Below are 20,751 nucleotides of genomic sequence, written 5' to 3'. Positions count from 1 at the left end.
ATGTCGTTATCCTTCAAGGCTCAGCTCTTTGATATCATAATGACGCAGCATAGCATCCAGCCGTGGCTCACGGCCACGGAAGCGTTTAAACAAGTCCATTGGCTCTTCAGAACCGCCACGCGTCAGGATGTTATCCAAGAACGACTGGCCCGTTTCACGGTTGAAGATACCTTCCTCTTCAAAGCGCGAATAAGCATCGGCAGAGAGTACTTCAGCCCACAGATAGCTGTAATAGCCTGCCGCATAACCGCCGGCAAATATGTGGCTAAAGGCATGCGGGAAGCGGCCCCAGCTCGGTGAAGGCACCACAGCAACCTGTTTTTTAATTTCCGCCAGCGTCTCAAGAATGCGTGCACCCTTGGCCGGGTCATATTCGGCGTGCATGCGGAAGTCGAACAGGCCGAACTCCAGCTGGCGTAGAATAAACAGCGCTGCCTGATAATTTTTAGCGGCCAGCATCTTCTCTAGCATTTCTTGCGGCAGCGGCTCGTGAGTCTCGTGGTGGCCAGAGATAAACGCCAGCGCCTCAGGCTCCCAGCACCAGTTTTCCATAAACTGGCTCGGCAGCTCGACGGCATCCCACGGCACACCGCTAATACCGGCAACGCCTGAAGTTTCAACCTTGGTCAGCATGTGATGCAGGCCGTGGCCGAACTCGTGGAACAGCGTGGTCACTTCGTTATGGGTAAACAGCGCCGGATTTTTGCCCACTGGACGCGTAAAGTTACAGGTTAGATAAGCGACCGGATGCTGCAGTTTACCGTCGCTGCGGCGCAGGCTACCGACATAGTCATTCATCCATGCACCGCCGCGCTTGTGCTCGCGGGCATAGAGATCCAGATAGAAGCTGCCGCGCAGTTCACCGCTGTCGTCAAACAAGTCAAAGAAACGCACGTCTTTGTGCCAGGTATCCACGTCTTTACGCTCTTTGGCCGTAATGCCATAGATGCGTTTGACCACTTCAAACAGGCCAGACAGCGCGCGATTTTCCGGGAAGTACGGGCGCAGCTGCTCGTCGTTGATGGAAAACAGATGTTGTTTCTGTTTTTCAGCGAAATAAGGCAGGTCCCAGGCGTTCATTTCATCAACACCAAAATTCTCTTTGGCGAAAGCGCGAAGCTGAGCCAGCTCTTGCTCACCCTGCGGACGGGCGCGTTTGGCTAAATCATTCAGGAAACCAATTACCTGCTGCGGATTTTCCGCCATTTTGGTTGCCAGCGACATGTCGGCGTAGGAGTCGAAGCCCAGCAGCTGTGCCAGTTCGTGACGCAGTGCCAACTCTTCGGCCATCACCTCGCTGTTGTCCCACTTACCGGCATTCGGGCCCTGATCCGAGGCACGCGTGCCGAAGGCGCGATACATTTCTTCACGCAGTTCGGCGTTGTCGGCATAGGTCATCACCGGTAAATAACTCGGCGCGTCCAGCGTGAGTAACCAACCTTCCTGCTCTTTCGCTTCCGCCAGCGCTTGTGCTGCTGCCAGCGCGCTTTCAGGCAGGCCGCTCAGCGCATTGATATCAGTAATCAGCTTGCTCCAGCCCATTGTGGCGTCGAGCACGTTGTTGCTGTAAGTGGAGCCCAGCTCAGACAAGCGTGAGGTGATTTCACCGTAACGCTTCTGCTTTTCGGCAGAAAGGCCGATGCCTGACAATTCAAAATCACGCAGCGCGTTGTCGACGGCTTTCTTCTGCTCCAGCGTCAAACCGGCAAAATTATCGCCCTCTTTCAGGTCGCGGTAGGCCTGATACAACCCTTCGTTTTGGCCCGCCCAGGTGGCGAACTCAGACAGCATCGGCAGGCATTGCTCGTAGGCCGCACGCAGTTCGGGGCTGTTTTTTACAGAATTAAGATGGCCAACCGGTGACCAGATACGGCTAAACTTATCTTCGCTTTCGGCGATAGGCTGGCACAGTTTTTCATAAGTGTAAGGACCAGACTGGGCCACAACCTCTTCAATGGTTGCGCGACAGGTATCAATGGCGGACTTCACCGCGGGCACAATGTGCTCAGGGAGAATCGCAGAAAATGGCGGTAAATCGAACTGTTCCAAGAGCGGGTTTTTAGCTAACGAATCGTTTTGCGTAGATTGGGTCATAGGGCAGTCCTGGTATGAGAAACATCATCAATAAGGCGTAAAAACTAACATGAGGACACCCAAGACCAAATTCAAGGGCAGTGCTGGGTTGTCTCACGTTGGTAATCTCAGGATTTCTTCACTGCCAGTATCACGCTCGAGGCTTTAACCAGCGCCGTAATCGGTGACCCATTGGTCAGCGCCATGTCGTCTACGCTGTCGTTGGTGATAACCGCGGTCAAGATAAGTCCCTCTTCAGTGTTAATCTCTACGGTGGCATTAATCGCGCCTTTTTCCAGCGCGGTAATCTGGCCAGTAAACTGATTGCGGGCCGAGAAAATCAAATCGCTGTCAGGCGTCGCCAACAGCACCCACGAAGCCTTGATAAGTGCCGTGACCTCTTTACCTATTTTAAGCCCCAGCGTGTGCGAACTCGACTGCGTGACGACTGCGACCAGCTTCGCCCCGCTGGCCAGCTGGATTTCAATTTCGTCATTCACCGCGCCTTCAGAAAGCGAGGAAATAACACCAGACAGCTGGTTACGCGCAGAAACGGACATCGTGTTCTCCTTAGAAAAAAGTGACTTCTTAGAAGTTAGCATGCATTTATTGCTAAAGCCTCATGACATGCCGGTCTAACCTGTCGCTCGCGTTAGTTAAAGGTGGCCGTTAATGCCTGTAACTTTTTATGCCCTAAACAGTTTATACTGTCAGATATTACCTGCTTGCCGCGGCGGCTGTTTTGTAGAGAACGGCTAAAAAACGTCAAGCATGGCATTCTTGCACAGTATAAACTTTCGGTAACCTACTGATTTTACTGTCACTATAAATTATTCGGAAAACGTAAAAACATTATGTTGAGTTACCGCCACAGTTTTCATGCAGGCAACCATGCCGACGTTCTTAAACACACCGTTCAGAGTTTGATCATTGAATCTCTGAAAGAAAAAGATAAACCGTTTCTGTATCTCGACACCCATGCGGGTGCGGGACGCTATCAGCTGAGTGGTGAACACGCCGAGCGCACCGGTGAGTATCTGGAAGGGATTGCCCGTATCTGGCAGCGTGAAGACCAACCGGCCGAGCTGGCGCCTTATATGTCTGCGGTGAAACACTTTAATCGCAACGAGAACCTGCGTTACTACCCAGGCTCGCCGCTGATCGCCCGCCAGTTGCTGCGTGAAGACGACAGGCTGCACCTGACAGAGCTGCACCCGAGCGACTTCCCTCTGCTGCGTAACGAGTTTCAGAAAGACGATCGTACCCGCGTGCTGCGTGGCGACGGTTATCAGCAATTAAAAGCCCAACTTCCACCGCCTTCACGCCGTGGTTTGATTCTGATGGACCCGCCGTACGAACTGAAAACTGACTATCAGGATGTGGTAAAAGGCGTTCAGGAAGGCTATAAGCGTTTTGCTACTGGCACCTATGCGATTTGGTATCCAGTCGTTATGCGCCAGCAAATCAAACGTATGCTGCGCGATTTTGAAGCTACCGGTATTCGTCGCATTCTGCAGATTGAGCTTGGCGTGCGTCCCGACAGCGACCAGCGCGGCATGACCGCCTCCGGCATGATCGTTATCAACCCGCCGTGGAAACTTGAGCAGCAGATGAAAAACGTGCTGCCGTGGTTGCTTGAGGCGCTGGTGCCCAACGGCAACGGTCATCACCTGGTTAAATGGGTCGTGCCAGAGTAAATATTTTCTGCAACGCCGGAGGCAATCCCCGCCTTCGGCTACAAAACCTATTACAATCATAGCTGCAATCTTTGCGACAAAGCCGTTTCAGGCGTTAAACTCTATGCCATTAGATTTTGGGAACGCTTGCTTCCCGGCCTTCTTATCATTCTTAACTTATGGAAAATTCGATGACCAAACATTATGACTATCTGGCAATTGGCGGCGGCAGCGGCGGTATCGCATCAATTAACCGCGCAGCCACGTACGGACAAAAATGTGCCATTATCGAAGCAAAAGCACTCGGCGGCACCTGTGTAAACGTCGGCTGTGTTCCTAAGAAAGTGATGTGGCACGCCGCACAAATCTCTGAAGCGATCCGTCATTACGGCCCAGACTACGGCTTTGACACCCAGGTAAACGGCTTCAACTGGAAAACGCTGGTTGCCAACCGCACCGCCTACATCGACCGCATTCATACCTCTTACGATAATGTGTTGGGTAAAAACAAAGTGGACGTAATCCACGGCTTTGCCCGTTTCGTTGATGCGCACACCGTTGAAGTGAATGGCGAAACGATCACTGCCGATCACATCCTGATCGCCACCGGCGGTCGCCCGAGCCATCCTGACATTCCGGGTGCGGAATACGGAATCGACTCCGACGGCTTCTTCGATCTGATGGAGATGCCGCGCCGCGTTGCCGTCGTTGGCGCAGGGTATATCGCAGTAGAAATCGCCGGCGTGATGAACGGCCTGGGTGCAGAAACTCACCTTTTTGTGCGTAAACACGCGCCGCTGCGCACCTTTGATCCGCTGATTGTCGAGACGCTGGTTGAAGTGATGAACACCGAAGGTCCGGCGCTGCATACCGACTCTATTCCTCAAGAAGTGGTCAAAAATGCCGACGGCAGCCTGACCCTGAAACTGGAAAACGGCAAAGAGTTTGTAGTAGACAGCCTGGTTTGGGCCATCGGTCGTGAGCCAGAAACTGACAACTTCAACCTAAAAGCGACGGGTGTAAAAACCAACGATAAAGGCTACATCGAAGTCGACAAGTATCAGAATACCAGTGTGAAAGGCATCTATGCGGTCGGTGATAACACCGGTGCGGTAGAGCTGACGCCAGTGGCAGTAGCCGCAGGTCGTCGTCTGTCAGAACGCCTGTTTAACAACAAGCCGGACGAGCATCTGGATTACAACCTGATCCCAACCGTGGTGTTTAGCCACCCTCCAATCGGTACGCTGGGGCTTACCGAGCCAGAAGCCGAAGAGAAATACGGCAAGGACAACGTTAAGGTTTACAAATCTTCCTTTACCGCCATGTATACCGCGGTAACCCAGCATCGCCAACCTTGCCGCATGAAGCTGGTTTGCGTAGGCGAAGAAGAGAAAATCGTGGGCATTCACGGCATTGGTTTCGGCATGGACGAAATCCTGCAGGGCTTCGCGGTTGCCGTTAAAATGGGCGCAACCAAGAAAGATTTCGACAATACCGTCGCGATTCACCCAACTGCGGCTGAAGAATTTGTGACCATGCGTTAATACGGTTAATAAGAGCGCCCATGGGTATCATGCTGATGGGCAGCTCTGTACCATTAACGACGTCAGCGAGAGATTTTCAGCTCTTCGTTTTCGCCCCAAGGCAGTTTCATCTTTCCATCGTTCCCAATAACACGTTCTATTTTATAGGCCAGCTCCATTATCATCATAGTTTGCGTGTCTGGATTTTTTAATAATAATGCTTTTCGCAACTCCTGGTTATTAATAAATTTTACGGCAGCAGAAAACCAATATTTTTCTCCCATTTTTTTGGCAAAGTTTTCTCTCAGCAAATGAAAATCTTTAGACATGAAATACTCCATATTAAGCTTCCCCTGGGATATAAATAGCATTTCATCTCGATTTAAATTTATTCCATTTTCTTTTAACGTACTCGCCCTTAAATAAAAATAGTCCGGCGTAGGTTTTCCAGCCTCCTTAACGCCTGCATGAACAAATTCGTGCATCAATACCCTAAGCCTGTAAAGGTGATCTGGTGAAAAAAAGTGTTTAGTTAAATTTATTTTCTTACTTCCAATAGAATAAAATGCAATAGTATTTGAATTGCCTGTTCCGATATATTTCACTGTTTGATAAGTCTTATCATTATCAAGGCTTTTAATTAAAAAATTCTTCATGCCGGTTATATTTTCATTTATTGCTAAGCGATCTAATGCGGTGAGTTCGCTTCTGTTTTTCAGTCCCAGATAACGTGCGGCGATCTCTTCACCCTCTGGCAATCGCAGCCTGTTACTTGCTCTGTCTAGCGCAATTCTCAAATCCTTTAGTGAATCGGCAATCAAAGCCGCTTTGACGGCATCGCTTTTTTGGATAGCCGTAATGCCACGTTGTTCAATCTTATAATCTGCCCAGGTTGACGGCTTATTGCTGTCCAAAACTTTTACATCATGAAGTTCGTCAGTGTCTATTTTTATCGATTTATGAAGATCGCTCTCGGCAAGTTCCGCTCTTTGAACAGGAAGTTCAGCTTCATTAAGATGCTCACCAAAACCTGCCGCGCCAAATAGCGCATTGATCCCACCTTCGACAATATCTGACACTCCCTCGTTTCGCTGCTGCTGAGTATCACCATTGATGGTTTGATCGATTCCTAACCCAATCTGCACCACACCAATACCTAATAAAGCCAAGCTACCGGGGCCGGGGAGAAGCATTGAGGCAACGCCGGCCATATTAGCCGCAGGCCGGAGATTCATGATGAGTTGCTGCTTGAATACTTCACCATTGGTGGTAGTCAGTGTCTTTGCATCACTTCGGGTACGTTCCATTGCCCTGATTGATATCCAAGTAAAAGGATCGCCATAAACCAGCCTAGGATTGTAATTGATATATTTCGTATCTCGTGAGCCATCGCCCAACTCTTTCAATAGCGTATCCACCCCTGAGTATTGCCGTCCATCCTGACGATCGTATAAAGAAAAATGATTTGCCAGCGCTGTACGACTCTGCGGATTTTTTGCTTGTTTGACTACCCACTGATTAAGCTCTTGTCTATTATCAAACTCTATAAAGCTTCTCTCTTCCGTGGGCTGATACAACACAATAATACTGTTAATACTTTTATTAAAAAAATCACTTTGCGGATAGTGTATAAGGAGAATATCACTGGACTCATAACCATTAATATCAAAAGCCATAATTTCAAAATTTAATTTAATAAACGATTTTTTTAAATCATGCAAAGTTATTTTATTGAGGTTTAACTTATGGCCTAACACCGCAGAAACCACTAGGTGCAAGGCCTGATCGCTTAATTGACCCACGTGTTTAGCGAGCAGCGAGATAAATATTCCCTTATTCATAATTCGAAATTTCGAGAAATTCTTTCTCCAAAATAGATCGAGATTTTTGATATACACTCGACTGAAATCACTGTTTTTAACAATTTCAGAAAACTGTACAGGGAGAAGGCGGACTTCATTTTCCTTACCAAATACTGTACCCCATGAACCCTCAGTATAAATACCGGAATTACCACTGAGAGCATCATCATTCAGTCGGTCTTCGGTACCAAAATTCGCCAGCAGTTGCTCTGTTAGGGTTTTAGTGTCTTGAGGATGGCCAGTGTGTTCAAAGCCGGTAAAGCTAACCTCTGATGAGGTGGCAGAATTGAATCGGTTAAACCAAACTTTATTGGGGTCCAAATCCAGGTCATATTTATCTTTAATTTTAAGCTTTAAGAAGAGAGATGCGTAATTATATATCTCGGGATACTCCGCTTTAATGGTGCTTATTATTTCCTCATATTTATCTCTATCGACTTTATGAACTGACGCCCTAACGCCAATATGCCTCCCTTCTTCAACGCTCTGTTCAGGATTTTTTAAAGGAAACTCACTCAATGAGTTAGTGTTAGGCCTATTTTCTACGCGGGCCTCAGCACAATGCCAAGGAAGTATTTCGATCATGATACTACTAATGAAATTGTCTGCGCTGATTAAGGCTTCTCGCCCTAAATTATAGGCTGAACTCAGTGGGTTGGTCAGTATAGAGGGTATAGCCTCGAGAGGCGATGGCGCTTTTACAGGGCCAGTATGTGTTAAATTATTTTGAGTAAATAATTGCGCACCTGCCTGAACCCATAAGGAGCAAGATGACGGTGTCAGTTCCAAGTATGGCTGTTTCGCCAGAAGTCCCTGCCCGGCCTTGATCTTTTCTTTATTCGTACATGCCATCAGCGTTACGTTAATTAAGTCACGCTTGTAGGCCATTGCAAGTAAATTTCTTGAAGCAGTTCGAGCCTTTCTGTTTAATACAGACTTTTTATAACCCCCTTGAAAACGCCTGTGCGCGGTTCTAAAATCATTAGAATGAAGAAATTCAGAGCTGTTATGAATGCTATCCATCAGGATGTTCCGGTCCTTTTGTGCACTCGCACCTAGCTGATTAAATTTGGTTAAATTATTTGAAATAACATGGAGTATATTTTCCAGCATGGTATGCTCTCGTGTAGTTAATGGAATAGCAGTAATAAAAATAAATTACTCTGATTATTCCAACTAATTATATCCATCAAAAAAAAAGATCATACCTCTACCATTCACTTATTACTTTCAGACTTTTTCACGGAAACCTTAACGATGGAACATATTAATTATCAATCATAAAAGATGCATGAGGTTTACAAGGCGATATTTTTATTGAAATTTTTAAATGCAATATCGCCTAGCCGATTAAATGAGAGTTTAATTAACTATCCGTACTAAGGTTTCAAACGCTCCTCAAGAAAATCTAAAAAGGCCTTATTGACTTCACTCCGCTGTCTATGCTGAGGATAAACCGCACTCAACGTCAGTGGCTCAGGATAAAAATCGCTTAGCACCTCGACCAACGCCCCCCCCTTTATTGCCGACTCAACGATAAATTCGGGTAACAGCACCAAACCCAAGCCGGCGACAGCGGCATCTTTTAATACTTCGCCGTTATTACTGACCATGGGGCCGCGGACATCCAGCAGTTTTCGTTTACCTTCCTGCAGCAGTTCCCACCCATTTTGCCCTTCACGACCATAGCGCAGGCAGTCGTGCTGCAGCAGGTCTTCAGGAATTTTGGGCGTTCCAGCGCGCAGGAGATAATCGGGACTGCAACATATCACACGCTTAAGTACGCTAAGGCGGCGGGCAATCAGCGAAGAGTCGGCGAGAGAACCAATACGAATAGCAATATCAAAGCCTTCACCTATCAAGTCAACGTATCGATCCCCGAGTTCAATCTGAAACTGAACTGCAGGGTGTTGACGCAAAAACTCGGCGATAAGCGGCGAGAGGAAGCTCACGCCAAACGACATAGGAATGCTGATACGAAACGAGCCCTGCAATTCCTGACGCCTTTCTGAAACTGCCAGCTCGGCTTCCTGAATATCATCAAGAATTTTCTGTGCATGCTGTGAAAACACCAGGCCCGACTCAGTTACCGACAGCTTGCGCGTATTGCGAATCAGCAATCTTACGTCTAGTGCTGCTTCAAGAGAGGCCATTCTTCTACTGACGTACTGCTTCGACATTAGCAACTGTTCCGCCGCCGCCGTAAAGTTGCCCGCCTTTATCACTACCAAAAAAATGCGAAGATCTTCTATCTGCATCATCCACTCCCTAGAGGCCGGTTTTGGCCGCAATTTGTAGCGCCATTGTCAACCAAAACGTGACAGTGATTGTCATTACAGCCATCTGTTGCACAAATCAGTTTACGTTTATTCTCTTTACATCGGAAGGACAAACGTTCTTCTCCCTAAAACTCAGGAGCACATCATGATCGAGCAAAGACTGTCTGAACAACGCGGATTGGGCGACCACGGTTGGCTAAAATCTCACCATACGTTTTCTTTTGCGAGCTACTTCGACCCTAAACAGGTGGGTTTCTCCGACCTGCTGGTAATTAACGACGATAGAGTCGCGGCATCACGTGGTTTTGGCGCACATCCGCACAGCAATATGGAAATTATCTCCTATGTGTTGGAAGGTGAATTGGCGCATAAAGACTCAATGGGGACGGGTTCAGTGATTGTCCCGGGTGATGTGCAACTGATGAGTGCCGGTTCCGGCGTGACGCACAGCGAGTTTAACAACTCAAAAACTGACGGCGTTCATTTCCTGCAAATCTGGATTGTGCCCGCTGAAAATGGGACTGAGCCGGGTTATCAGCAGGTGTCAGTGGCTGATGCTGAAAAACGCGGCAAACTGCGCCTGATTGTTTCGCCAACCGGTGACGATAACGCGCTGCGCGTTCGCCAAGACATGAAAATTTATGCAGGTCTTTTCGACGGCGACGAGGAGCAAACTATCACGCTCGACAACGAGCGCTTTGCTTACATCCATGTCGCCCGCGGCAGTGTAAAAGTTAACGGCCTGCCGTTTAAAGCCGGTGACGGTGCGCGCGTACGTAATGAAGCAGCGCTGACTTTCAGCGATGGCGATAAAGCCGAAGTGCTGCTTTTTGACTTGCGTCCGGTAGAAGTTAACCATCCAGCGCGTTAATTGCGTAAAAGATGTGTTGTTAAAGAAGAAAGTAAATCAGGCTGGGAACTTTGTTCTCGGCCTTTTTATTTATACGTGAAAACCCCAATTTATTTTCTAAAATCAAGTTCTCTTGCCGTCGTTTTCTCACTCTAATACTTTTTAATATTAATGAAATAAAGCCTATTTATTACACGCTGGTTTTTCGTTATGTAAAGTCAACAGGAATATTTTATAACTTAACTTACCCATATTAACCCACTGTATTATCTGATATAAATATTATTTCTCAGATTTAATAGCAAAAGTTAATATAAACAGACTCAACACGAAAATACACACCGACAGTACGCTTTGTTGTCCATGAGGTTTTAATTTGATAGGTTATATTTAGCTTACACCTGACATATAACTTATACAAAATAAGTTGCCGCATGAAATTTACACTTATCTCATGGAGTCATAATGAATACCGAATTTTGTTATGTAAGAAGTTGTCCTGATAAAAAATTCCACCCACTAACTCGAGAGTGTAAAAGTGTAGAGCTATTGACTGGGGTTATATTTCTCCGGGGGGACTTTTGCACGACTAATTTTGAAAGTGATGTTTTTAAAGCTTATCTCATCGGTGACATCTATAATATAGAGATATTAAAATCTACTCTGGGAAAGTTAGAGGGAAATATCTGGTCAGCAAATGATGCTGAGGTACTTTGTCTTCTTAGAGAGCGATTAGGTGATGAAGCACTTTCGCTTGCAGAAGGTGATTTCTGTCTAATTATTGAATATAAGCAGGGAGAGATAGAGGTCCTTACTGATTCAAAAGGCCTTAATCTTGTAAGTATAGTAATGGCAGAGCAAACATGGATAACCAATAGCTTAAAAATGGTTGGGATTGTTGAAGGAGAAAAAGCATTCCACTTCTTTGAAGAAGGCGAGTTTATTAATCAATCAACAAAAAATGATACTTTCATCCCGATAAGAAATGCGACAAGGTTTAAACCAGGAACAATTAACAAACTGAGTTATTATGACAAAAAACATCCCTTTCTAGAAAGCAAACTTATAAACTCATTACAATCAAGAAAATTACTTACGCTAAATAAAAATATTCTGTATGAACTACTTGATACTGATATGAAATGTTCAATTTCAAGACTGACAAATAATAACACTTCAATTGGGATCCCATTATCGGGAGGTTTAGACTCAAGTTTGGTTACGGCTTTGGCCTGTCAATATTTTAAAAGTGTTAAAACATGGTCAATAGGGACAGAGCTTGGTGATGAATTTAGATTTTCAAAAATTGTATCTGATACCTTAGGAACGCAACATGAAGTAAAGATATTAAGTGATGAAGATATACTTTCTGGTGTTTTAAAGGCCATTTATCACAATGAAATATTTGATGGGTTGTCTTCCGAAATTCAATCTGGGTTATTTAATGTCTACGGGTTAGCACAAGGAAAAGTCAATACATTACTGACAGGATATGGGTCAGACCTATTGTTTGGAGGAATACTCAACCCACAAAAAAATTACGATGACCCAAATGAAATATTATCTGAGCAAGTGTATCGCACTCGATGGACAGGCGAGTTCTCTACACAGGGCGCGCGAAGCTATGATCTAAATGTACGTCATATTTTCTGGAGTAACACGCTCATATCTTTGTGTCGAAATTTAGACCCTCAATTTAAGATTAGAGATAATGAAGTTAAGAACATTTTACGAGAATATACAGAGAGTTTAAATTTGCTTCCCAAAGAAATAGTTTGGAGGAAAAAAATTGGCATTCATGAGGGTTCGTCTATCAATAAATGTTTCGCAAAAATAATCGCCACTACCGAAAACAATTATATAGAAAAAACAAAATTCACTTACTCAATATACAAGAAGTTTCTAACTGGGAAATTAAAGCTTTTGGATGCAAGCACCATGAGTGCACAAAATTTAAAAAAGGGAGAGTAACATGATTATTGTAACAGACGTGGATTCGATAAGAATAATAACCCTTAATCACCCCAACAAACATAATCCTTTTAGCGAACAGCTTGAATACGCAATAAAAACCGAGCTTAAAAAAGCAGATTTAGATGACAGAATCAATGCAATTATAATATATGGCGGAAAAAATCGTTCATTTTCCTCGGGCGGAGACTTTAATGAAGTCAAGAAACTATCAGGAGGTGACGAAATTGACCGTTGGATAGATCGTGTTATTGATCTTTATACCACTGTGCTTAATGTAAGTAAACCCACTGTAGCTGCTGTTGATGGATACGCAATAGGAATGGGTTTTCAGTTTGCAATGATGTTCGATGCGAGATTAATGTCAACGCGAGCCATTTTTTGCATGCCGGAGCTAAAGCATGGTATTGGGTGTTCAGTAGGTGCATCTATATTAAAATTTACACATGGTTTTAGTCTTATGCGTAAAATAATATTTGAGTGCAAAGATTTATCTGCTGAGGTATGTCTTCAATATAATATTGTCGATAAATTAACATCTGAACAAGAACTTTTAAATGAAGCTTTTTCCGTAGCAAAGAAAATTTCCGAATATCCAAAAGTAGCCTTTTCAAATACTAAAAGCCATATGAATAATAATTTTATTTGTGCTCTTAAAGATGCAGAAAAAACGTCAAAGTTAGTACACCAACGCTCTTTCGGTGCTAAAGATGCACAAAAACACTTTAAAGAAATCCTTCGTGATAAATATTAAAAAGGGAACGACATGAACAGAACGCTGCAATGGGTACCTATTATGAAGTCAGGCTTTGGTGCAAGCATCCATTCTAAGGATTTTTTGAATGCAGATATAGACGATGTAAAGAAACTACTTATGCGACAAGGTTTTGTTGTAGTAAAACAACTTGATATCGATGCAGACAAATTTCGTGATATTTACTGTCAGTTTGGAAGTATTGTTGAATATGCCGATGAGAAAATCACTGTTGGCTTTGGGTATCGCGATACCTTAAAACTTGAAGGTGAAAAGGGTAAAATAGTGACTGGGAGAGGCCAATTACCTCTTCATGCAGACGGCGGGTTACTGTTATCACAGGTTGACCAAGTGTTTCTGTACGCCGTAGAAATTTCGAACATGAAGTTTCGCGGGGCGACGACGATATGTGACCATGTACTGGCTTACAACGAGATGCCCGTCCATCTACAAAATATTTTAGAAAATGAAACATTCGAAGTGAGAGTGCTAGAGCACGGATACTATTCAAACGTTTCTCCACAAGGCTGGTTCAAAGTGCCCGTATTCACCGATCTGGGCTGGGTAAGGAAAATGCTTATTTACTTTCCTTTTAATGAAGGACAACCTCCAAGTTGGGAACCAAGAATTCTCGGTTACACCACAAATGAGACAAAGCATTTTTTTGCGGAACTGAGTACTTTTATGAAAAAACCTCGCTACTTTTATAAGCATTATTGGACCAATCAAGATCTCATAATTATGGATAATCGGCGAGTCATTCATGAGAGAGAGGAATTTGATGACGATAATATAATTCGTCGACTATATCGAGGTCAAACAGTAACGCTCTAGCATTTTTCTTAAAAATTCCCCAAGAAAAAAAGAGATATTAAATTTGAAAGATACTCTTAAAAACAGTCTCCTATCGCGATATTGTACGTCGACATTAATATTCAAGCACATTACCACGAGCTTACTAAGTAATAGAGTCACTAAAAAATCTTCCATTTATTTATTGAGATTTTTTTTAAAAATCAGATACCAATACCTGCTTAATACATTAGGTGAAATTTATTTCGGCGGGAAAAACCTTGAAGAAGCAACAAAAAAGACTGAATTTTTAAAACGGAATGAAATTTATAGTTTGTTAGACTATGCGCTCGAAGCCGGTGAGGATGAAAATTTATTTGATTTTACTTTAGAAAACATTATAAATACAATTGACTTGGCATGTGATAACATTTTTGTTCCCTTCGTCGTCGTAAAACCGTCCTCATTAGGAGCTATATCATCTTACGAATTTAATAATAACTACTATTCAGTAATAAACAAACCTAATCCTGAGTGGATCAAAATATTAGAACGATATGATAAAATATTCTCCTATGCACAGAGTAAGTCTGTAAAATTAATGGTAGATGCTGAACAATCATGGATACAACCCTCTGTTGATAAAATCGTGCTGAAAGCCATGAAAAAATATAATATCACTGAGGTACTTATTACCCTGACCGTACAGTGCTACAAAAAGGACTCCTTAAGCTACCTGAAATATTTACGCAATTATGCAGAGGAAAATAACTTCCGGATAGGCATTAAGTTAGTTCGAGGCGCATACTTAGAGGAAGAGTTACTTAATAGCAAAAGAACAGTGGGTTCGTTTTATACTTCCAAAGATGAGACAGATACAAATTATCAAAATGCAATAGATTATATTTTTCAAGAGAAACTGTATTTCACTCCTTTCTTTGCAACGCATAATGAAAATAACATGCTGTTTTTAGTAAATAAAATGAGGCAGGAAAATCTCAATTTCTGGGTGGGTCAGCTCTATGGTATAGGTGACCATGTCTCTTCATTTTTTTCTCAATATGGGATTAGAACCTGTAAGTATATTCCCTATGGCCCCTTAGAGGAATCCATCCCCTATCTATTAAGACGTATTGAGGAAAATGCCATTTCAACTTCAACATTCAAAAAAGAAAATCTAGCGATTAGAAAAGAACTCTGGTTAAGATTAAAAGGATTTATTAAATGACCAAGGATACGTTTCAGCTAATCATTGCGGGTAAATTACTTTCGATTTCTCATGATGAAACAATCTTGCAGTGTGCTTATCGTCACGAGATACTCTTGAAATATCACTGTGCATCAGGACACTGTGGGAAATGTAAAATAAAATTAATTTCCGGCAATGTTATTCTCAGACACTCTGGAGGTATATCTAAAGAAGATATCGATTTAGGGTATATACTCACCTGCTGTTCAACGCCGATCAGTCACGTAGAAATTTAAGGTTAAATATGAACATAAAATATATTATTTTTCTATTTCCCCTCTCGTTTAATGTTGAAGCCGCATCAAGCATTAAAGAATCCCTTGTAGAGCAAGGAAAATATTATGCAGGGGGTGTTTTTGGTAAACATGATTACAGCACCAATGCTAATATCACTTTAAAAAGCTTCTCTATAATGAATACCGAAGTAACCTATGCATTTTATCAACACATATATCAATGGGCAAAAATTCATCAATATGTGTTTAACGAAGGATGCAATGGTGCATCTGATGAGGATTGTCTCTTGCCTGGAGAAGGGGGAAATCAGCATCCCGTCACCAATGTGGATTGGCTAGACACTGTTGTGTTCTCTAATGCCCTCAGCGAGTATTCAGGATTAAAACCCGTCTATTATTTGGAGAATAATGAGCCAATCCATATCAATAGTACGGATGCTGTAATACATATAAACCCGTTGGCGAACGGATATCGTTTACCGACCTTAAATGAATGGCAAGTTGCGGCGAGAGGTGGCAAGCAGGCCTTGAGTGCCGGAAGTTACGGCGCGCCTTTTGCCGGGAGTTATAATAATAAGGACGTCGCCTGGTTTCCTGAATATACATCTAAGCATTTCGGCACCAATAAAGTTGGAAGCCTGAAACCTAATGCGCTCGGCCTATATGATATGAGTGGCAACGTTTCAGAATGGGTTTATACCAGCGAAGATGTTATGGGAGTAAAAATGTATTACTTCTGCGGCGGTAGCTACCTCTTTAAAACATCCAATCTTGCAAGCTGTGACACCCACAGTGCTGGCTTCTCTATGCCGGATATAGGGTTTCGACTGGTCAGGAGTGTTTTTGATGAAAAAACGTAGCCTTGGCCTACTCCTTTTATTGAGTATAAACTTCAGTGTTCATGCGATAACCACGACAAAAATGAAGCTACATGATGGCCCGAACGCATTAAATATCACGGCTCATGGTGTTAAAGGAATTTTCTTTGTTAGTACCTTTGATAATAATACCTCACACACGAGCAAAACGTTAACCCTGTTTATAATAAATAAACAGAATCGGCATTACATCGTGCCCGTCCCGAATAACTCTGGATTTACCTGGTATGACGAAGTTCTTTCCGCTGCATCAATAAAAACCTCAGGCTATGAGCTTCATAAACTGGGAAAAGTACTTTATATGATAACTGCGCGAAAAATCCTTGCTGGAAAAGACAATGGCGATATGTTTGATCAACTCCCAGTAAAATTCGTTCAATATAAGCTAATGGAGAACCATGAAGATCCAGGTGTGCCAAATTTTTATTGGGATTACGTGAAAAGTTATAAAACGTCGGATAAGTATTTAAACATTGATGAGGCGTTTGAAAAATTAAATCTTAAGGCTGAAAAATGAAACCCCTGTATTTAACTCTCTTACTGCTTATGCCTTTTATCTCTCACTCAGCCAATAACAGCATGTATATAAAAAAAATTCAAGAATCCTTAGATAAACAACCTCCCCTATGCCTGGGCACAACCGTTTGGCCAGTGCACGTTGCCACTCAAGATATCTCTTATGGCTATATTAATGCTAAAATGGAAGCCCTTACCGATGCGGAATTAACGCATTCTAAAATAATTGGCAAGCAGAAAACTTGGCAACTCACGTCATTAGGACTCAAGGAATTTAATAAGTACGGCGATCTCTGTTATGGAAAAATGGTGGTTGAACATATTGAGCGCATTTATCAAAATAAAAAGTCGGGTAGTGTCATTTTTGATTACTCGATAAGCTCATTACCTTCATGGGCCAGACATCCATCTGTGCGGTTTGCCTATACTGATGTAGACAATCTGATTTCAGGTATCAAGACGGCAAGATACCAAGCTAATTTTAAAAAAATCCCCGCTGGAAAAATTGAAATCGTCGGTGAACCCTATCAGCTCGACCTTCTTTATTAACCTGTTGAGTCTTCAGCACTGTCTGCAAAAAAATCAGCCTGAGGACACTGTGCCTGGGCTGATTTTTTTCTGAGTTTCTTCATGAGAATAGGTGGAAGATACTGACTAGATCTCTGACCACTCGCGCAACAGGTTGTGGTAAAGGTTTAGCAGCGACAATACTTCTTCACTTTCGCCATGTCGCGCTTTTAGCTTCTGAATATTACCGTCGAGCTCAAACAGCATGCTGCGTTTTTTGTCGTCGCGGATCATCGATTGCACCCACATAAACGATGCCACACGGGTGCCTTGTGTCACCGGCGTTACGCAGTGCAGGCTGCTGGAAGGGTAAAGAATCAAATCACCGGCCGGTAGTTTGACCGAATGCTGACCATAAGTGTCATTAACAACAAGTTCGCCGCCCTCATAACTCTCAGGCTCGCATAAAAATAGCGTGGCGGAGAGGTCGGTTCGCATCCAACCGGACTCGCCGTTGTTACGGACCGCCCCGTCAACGTGAAAACCATAAGTTTCATTTTGCTGATAGCGGTTGAACAACGGAGAAGAGATATTTTTTGGCAGTGCCGCCGCGAAGAACAGTGGGCTATTTTGCAATGCTTTCAACACTGTCGCCTGCAAAATTGCATAAATTTCACTGCGGGTATCAATCTGCTGGTTGTTTTTTACCTGTGCGCCTTGGGCGCCGACGGTCGCACGTCCGTCAATCCACGGGGCCTTATCCAATTCTCTATTAAAAGCAGCCACTTCGTCCGAATTTAATACTGCTGGAACGCGGTACATCATATTGGGGGTCTCATATGAAATCGTGGGGCTAAAAGCCCCACGTTATCTATTTTAAATCCGGCATTAGAAATGCACGTTCGCCGTAAGCAGGAACGTTCTTTCTTCACCCGGATGGTAGCGATATCCACTCTTGTTGATCGACGCAACGTAGTCTTTATTGAATATATTATAAACATTCAGCTGCAGGTCAACGTTGCGGCTAATTCTATAACCGGCCTTCGCATCTGCCACCCAGTAACCCTCGGTAGAGGTCGGTGTGCCTACCGCACCGTCCGTACCTCGGCTCAGGCCACCTACATAGCGCGCTCCGCCGCCCACGGACCAGTCATCGCTAATTTGATACTGGTTCCATAACGTGAAGGCGTGTTTTGGCGTGTAGGCCAGAGATGAAGAACCGTCGGAAGAGACGATAGCCCCCTGACGCACTGAGGCATGCTGTTGGGTATAACCGGCCATGATCTGCCAGGCCGAGTTAATGTTACCGGTTGCGGTAAGCTCATAACCCTGCACACGTTTGGTACCGTATTGAGAATAGGTGCCATCGTCGTTGGCCTCTACATCGTTTTCGATATCGGTACGGAACAACGCGGCGGCGAGCAGCAGGCGCTTATCCATAACTTCCCACTTGGTGCCAATTTCGGAGGTTTTAGCCTTTTGCGGTTTGAAGTCGGTACGGTTAGCGCTGTTGCCTGTGCCGCTGGCGGCCAAAGCAAAGGTATTTCCGCCCGGAGGCTGCTGAGAAATTGCATAGTTGACGTAAACATTACCGTTTTCTGTCAGATGATAAAGCGCACCGAGTTTCCAGTTAACCAGGTTGCCAGATGTGTTGGTGTCGACGGTAGTAACCGGGGTATTTTTGGGTGCTCCGACCGGACAAGCAACAGCGCCACGCCCTGTTGCTCCACAGGCTGTCGCACTGTCGTAGGAGGTGTGATAGTTATCGAGACGAATGCCGCCGTTCAGCTCAAACGACTGAGTAACTTGCAAAGTATCAAATGCATATATACCCACAGTGTCTGTGGTGCCGTTGGCGTTGGCACCGTTGCGATCCAGACCACCGATCGAGATATTGCTGTTTGGATGATAAATATTTACTGACGGCGGCGTCAGCGCATTCACGCCATAGTTGGTTTGCTGCTCGCGGGTGAATTCAACCCCGGCGCTCACATCGTGACCTACCGATCCCGTTTGGAATTTAGAAGTTATATTCGTCTGGTTGGTCAGAATTCTGTTGCTGACATCCTTGAGGTTAGCCAAACGAGACCACTGCCAGCTGCCCACGTTCGCATTTGGCTGAGTGATATTTGTCGCGCCGCCCATCACCGCAGTGAGCAGATAATCCTGCTTGATTTGAGACCAGCGCGTGGTATTACGAATAGTGGTGCTATCGGAGAAGTCGTGTTCAAAACGCATCGTCACGGTATCAGTCGTCGAATCATCATAATCCGAATCGGTACCGTAGAAGTTATGGCTGTTAACTTTGCCCGAAGAGTTCAACGCTGATGTTGCAGCATTAGGCGCGGAGTAACCCGGCAGACCGATGGTCGGAACACCGCCGTCAGGCGTATTATGCTGAGTAACGTGGAGATAATTCAGGAACAGGCGATTCGACGTGCCCAGGCCAAAGGCCAGAGACGGGGCCACGCCGTAGCGTTCATTTTGCACGCTGTCGCGGCTGGCGTCGTGCGTTTTTTCGCCCATCAGGTTTAAACGAAAGGCCGAGTTTTCACCAAACGCCTGATTATAGTCCAGCGTACTGCGGCGGAACCAGGCACTGCCCACGCTGGCGGAAGCATCAATGCCGGTATCCATGCGCGGCTGCTTGCTTATCATATTGATTGAACCGGTGGGAGCGCTGCGTCCGTAGTCGGTGCCGGAAGGGCCTTTGATAACTTCCACTTGTTCAGTGTTGAAAGTATCGCGCGACACACTGCCGATATCGCGAATGCCATCCACATAAATGCTGTTAGAGGTATCTACGCCGCGCATATAAATTGCGTCACCGGTGGACGAGCTGCCGTTTTCGCCAGCATAAAACGCGCCAACGCCCGGCACGTTTTTCAACGCGTCAGTCAGATTATTCACCCCCTGATCGTTAAGAACCTGCTTTGGAATGACGGTAATAGTGCGCGTGGTATCAACAAGCGGACGGGTAAACTTTGGGTCCGCGGACTGCCCTGGAGAATAAAGAGAAGGCACCTGAGCCTCAATAACTAACGTATCATCTTGTTTTTTATTCGTATTCTCAGCAGCCTGTGCGATTACAGGGGAGGAGATACCAATGCATAAACCGGTAAACAACGTTAGCGAGTTAAAGCTGCTAAAAGGCGTAATGTTATTTTTTTCCATTTTCTTCGTTATAAGTTTTTAGGTAGTGAGCAGGCCCATCATGCAGATAACCAACCGCCCGATATAAAAAACTTGGGTAAACAGTCAGTTATGGTGTTTCTTCATGATACTTTAAATGATAAGGATAATAGTTATCATTTATGTTCTTATTTTTATCACGAAAAACAACCGAAAAAAATACATTTCTTTACGGTTAGCATACATTTCAAACACTTTTTGTCTTAAATTTCTGAGGATGTTCTGAGGAAATGCTGAGGAAGTTCTGAGGATTGACGCGAGAGGGTTCTTTACCCGTTATAAAGGTAAATCTGAGTTGACGCTCTTAAAGGGATAACTGTTGTCACCTTAGTTTGAACAAAGCTTAACCGTTATGCCGGACCTAAAGAAAAAATCAGTGCCGACATAACAGGG

The 20,751-nt window shown here is 44.4% G+C and carries 17 protein-coding genes; 11 read left to right on the top strand and 6 right to left on the bottom strand.

Going from position 1 to position 20,751, the window contains the following annotated elements:
• Positions 1-6: 6 nt before the first annotated feature.
• Together prlC and GA565_RS02075 are read right to left on the bottom strand one after the other, a co-directional pair.
• Positions 7-2,094 carry an oligopeptidase A gene (prlC, locus tag GA565_RS02080; protein ID WP_152197176.1) on the bottom strand — a complete coding sequence of 696 codons (2,088 nt, stop codon included), beginning with the start codon at positions 2,092-2,094 and terminating at the stop codon, positions 7-9.
• 107 nt (positions 2,095-2,201) lie between these two features.
• Positions 2,202-2,633 carry a molybdopterin-binding protein gene (locus tag GA565_RS02075; RefSeq protein ID WP_152197175.1) on the bottom strand — a complete coding sequence of 144 codons (432 nt, stop codon included), beginning with the start codon at positions 2,631-2,633 and terminating at the stop codon, positions 2,202-2,204.
• 294 nt (positions 2,634-2,927) lie between these two features.
• On the opposite strand from GA565_RS02075, the gene GA565_RS02070 reads away from it, so the two are divergent.
• A complete protein-coding gene (locus GA565_RS02070; protein WP_152197174.1) occupies positions 2,928-3,770 on the top strand; it encodes a 23S rRNA (adenine(2030)-N(6))-methyltransferase RlmJ in 843 nt (280 codons plus the stop codon).
• 170 nt (positions 3,771-3,940) lie between these two features.
• Positions 3,941-5,293 (top strand): glutathione-disulfide reductase, encoded by a 1,353-nt coding sequence (gene gorA, locus GA565_RS02065; protein ID WP_152197173.1) that lies wholly within the window; start codon positions 3,941-3,943, stop codon positions 5,291-5,293.
• 62 nt (positions 5,294-5,355) lie between these two features.
• Here the strand turns inward: gorA and GA565_RS02060 are convergent, their stop codons facing one another.
• Both GA565_RS02060 and GA565_RS02055 read right to left on the bottom strand, forming a co-directional pair.
• The gene (locus tag GA565_RS02060) at positions 5,356-8,247 is read right to left on the bottom strand and encodes a dermonecrotic toxin domain-containing protein (protein ID WP_152197172.1); all 2,892 of its coding nucleotides are present in this window, start codon (positions 8,245-8,247) and stop codon (positions 5,356-5,358) included.
• A gap of 266 nt (positions 8,248-8,513) precedes the next feature.
• Positions 8,514-9,392 carry a LysR family transcriptional regulator gene (locus GA565_RS02055; RefSeq protein ID WP_152201274.1) on the bottom strand — a complete coding sequence of 293 codons (879 nt, stop codon included), beginning with the start codon at positions 9,390-9,392 and terminating at the stop codon, positions 8,514-8,516.
• 166 nt (positions 9,393-9,558) lie between these two features.
• On the opposite strand from GA565_RS02055, the gene GA565_RS02050 reads away from it, so the two are divergent.
• The 9 genes from GA565_RS02050 to GA565_RS02010 all read left to right on the top strand — a co-directional run bounded on the left by GA565_RS02050 (position 9,559) and on the right by GA565_RS02010 (position 17,208).
• Entirely contained in the window at positions 9,559-10,284 is a 726-nt protein-coding gene (locus GA565_RS02050; RefSeq protein WP_152197171.1) for a pirin family protein, read from the top strand.
• A 444-nt stretch (positions 10,285-10,728) separates the two neighbouring features.
• Positions 10,729-12,234 (top strand): asparagine synthetase B family protein, encoded by a 1,506-nt coding sequence (locus GA565_RS02045; RefSeq protein ID WP_152197170.1) that lies wholly within the window; start codon positions 10,729-10,731, stop codon positions 12,232-12,234.
• A gap of 1 nt (position 12,235) precedes the next feature.
• Positions 12,236-12,988 (top strand): enoyl-CoA hydratase/isomerase family protein, encoded by a 753-nt coding sequence (locus GA565_RS02040; protein ID WP_152197169.1) that lies wholly within the window; start codon positions 12,236-12,238, stop codon positions 12,986-12,988.
• 12 nt (positions 12,989-13,000) lie between these two features.
• Entirely contained in the window at positions 13,001-13,822 is an 822-nt protein-coding gene (locus GA565_RS02035; RefSeq protein ID WP_152197168.1) for a TauD/TfdA family dioxygenase, read from the top strand.
• A gap of 43 nt (positions 13,823-13,865) precedes the next feature.
• Positions 13,866-15,008 (top strand): proline dehydrogenase family protein, encoded by a 1,143-nt coding sequence (locus GA565_RS02030; RefSeq protein WP_193311865.1) that lies wholly within the window; start codon positions 13,866-13,868, stop codon positions 15,006-15,008.
• Positions 15,005-15,265 (top strand): 2Fe-2S iron-sulfur cluster-binding protein, encoded by a 261-nt coding sequence (locus GA565_RS02025; protein WP_152197166.1) that lies wholly within the window; start codon positions 15,005-15,007, stop codon positions 15,263-15,265. Before GA565_RS02030 ends, GA565_RS02025 begins: the two co-directional genes overlap by 4 nt.
• A gap of 8 nt (positions 15,266-15,273) precedes the next feature.
• Positions 15,274-16,125, top strand: a complete 852-nt coding sequence (locus GA565_RS02020; RefSeq protein WP_152197165.1) for an SUMF1/EgtB/PvdO family nonheme iron enzyme — start codon at positions 15,274-15,276, stop codon at positions 16,123-16,125.
• Complete coding sequence (locus GA565_RS02015; protein ID WP_152197164.1) at positions 16,112-16,660, top strand: hypothetical protein; 549 nt, start codon at positions 16,112-16,114, stop codon at positions 16,658-16,660. Before GA565_RS02020 ends, GA565_RS02015 begins: the two co-directional genes overlap by 14 nt.
• Positions 16,657-17,208 (top strand): CpmK protein, encoded by a 552-nt coding sequence (locus tag GA565_RS02010; RefSeq protein WP_152197163.1) that lies wholly within the window; start codon positions 16,657-16,659, stop codon positions 17,206-17,208. Before GA565_RS02015 ends, GA565_RS02010 begins: the two co-directional genes overlap by 4 nt.
• A 105-nt stretch (positions 17,209-17,313) precedes the next feature.
• On the opposite strand, the gene ybiX is transcribed toward GA565_RS02010, so the two are convergent.
• Both ybiX and GA565_RS02000 read right to left on the bottom strand, forming a co-directional pair.
• Entirely contained in the window at positions 17,314-17,991 is a 678-nt protein-coding gene (gene ybiX / locus GA565_RS02005; RefSeq protein ID WP_055775861.1) for a PKHD-type hydroxylase YbiX, read from the bottom strand.
• A gap of 63 nt (positions 17,992-18,054) precedes the next feature.
• Positions 18,055-20,340: a catecholate siderophore receptor Fiu gene (locus GA565_RS02000; RefSeq protein WP_152197162.1), complete on the bottom strand. Its 2,286-nt coding sequence runs from the start codon at positions 20,338-20,340 to the stop codon at positions 18,055-18,057.
• Between the last annotated feature and the right edge of the window lie 411 nt (positions 20,341-20,751).

The organism is Rouxiella sp. S1S-2, assembly GCF_009208105.1.
Classification (GTDB): domain Bacteria; phylum Pseudomonadota; class Gammaproteobacteria; order Enterobacterales; family Enterobacteriaceae; genus Rouxiella.
The sequence above is the reverse complement of the archived record's forward strand: the minus strand, read 5'-3'. Positions and strand labels throughout refer to the sequence as shown.